The organism is Pusillimonas caeni (assembly GCF_003545815.1).
Classification (GTDB): Bacteria; Pseudomonadota; Gammaproteobacteria; order Burkholderiales; family Burkholderiaceae_B; genus Pusillimonas; species Pusillimonas caeni.
In genome coordinates, this window is sequence record NZ_PDUW01000023.1 from 1 (window position 1) to 1211 (window position 1211).

General features: G+C 60.7%; 1 protein-coding gene. It reads right to left on the reverse strand.

Going from position 1 to position 1211, the window contains the following annotated elements:
- Positions 1-13: 13 nt before the first annotated feature.
- Positions 14-1194, reverse strand: a protein-coding gene (locus CSC67_RS21155) for an IS3 family transposase (RefSeq protein ID WP_425337678.1) whose coding sequence is annotated in 2 segments (ribosomal slippage) — positions 14-924 and positions 924-1194 — 1182 coding nt in all. Because the reading frame shifts where the segments join, the coding sequence is not laid out codon by codon here.
- Positions 1195-1211: the final 17 nt, after the last annotated feature.

Below are 1211 nucleotides of genomic sequence, written 5' to 3' on the forward strand. Positions count from 1 at the left end.
CGGACTGTCGTGGTCAAGTTTTCGTGGACACCGTTTTAGGTGTATTGGCCTTCAATCCAGCCTCGTAGTGGGCTGGAGTCAGATAGCCCAGCGCTGAGTGCAAGCGCTGGGTGTTGTAGAAGTTCTCGATATAGTCTTGGATATCGCACCGGGCCTGAGCCTGGGTGGCATAACGGTGCCGGTTCAGCCGCTCGACCTTCAGGCTCAGAAAGAAGCGCTCCATGACAGCGTTATCCCAACAATCGCCCTTACGGCTCATGCTGCACTGGATGTCATGACGGGCCAAAAGCGCTTGATATTCGGCACTGACATACTGAAACCCTCGATCCGAATGCAGCAACAAGCCTGGGCCGGGACGACGCTGGTTCAGGGCCCTCTCCAAGGCCTGGCGTACCAGCCAGGTATGCGTAGTGGGTGCGGTGGCCCAGCCCACCACCCGGCGCGAACACAGATCTAAGACGGCGGCCAGATACAGCCCGCCTTGGCCGGTTCGCACATAGGTGATATCCGTGGCCCAGACGCAGTTGGGCTGAGCCACGTCAAATTGCCGGTTCAGCACGTTCTGGAACACGGGCTTGCCGTGGTCAGGGACGGTGGTCAGGACGAAACGGCGCTTCCAGACAGGCCGTAAGTGGGCTTGACGCATCAAGGTGCGCGTGCGGTGGCGCCCGATCACCAAGCCCTGATCACGCAGAGCGCGGCACAGCCGCCGGCTGCCGTACGTCGAGCCACTGGCCCTGAAAGCGGCCGCAGCGTGGATCTGCTCACGTAATGCTTTGGCCGGTACGCGGCGCTTGCGCTGAGCGTAATAGCCCGAGCGACTCACGCCCAGTACGCGACAAATGTGGCTCACAGAATAGGCCTTCTGTTGCAGATGCGCCACCAAGGCAAAGCTCACTTGAGCTCGCGGGCAAAGAAGGCCGAGGCTTTTTTTAAGAGCTCGTTATCGAGTTTGGCCTGGTGCAGCTCGGCCTCCAACTGACGTATGCGCTGCTGCTCCGGACTGATCGGCCGGCCAGGGCCGCGCTGGCCCAGTTGCTCGGCATCGTACTGGACCAGCCAACGCCGCAGCGCCGTCTCGCCCACCCCCACCGACTCACAGACCTCAGACACGCTATAGCCTCGGTCTCTGACCATCCGTACCGCTTCGAGCTTGAAGTCCGTCGTAAACACCCGCCTTCTGTCTTGGGACATGATGATCTCCTAGTGAT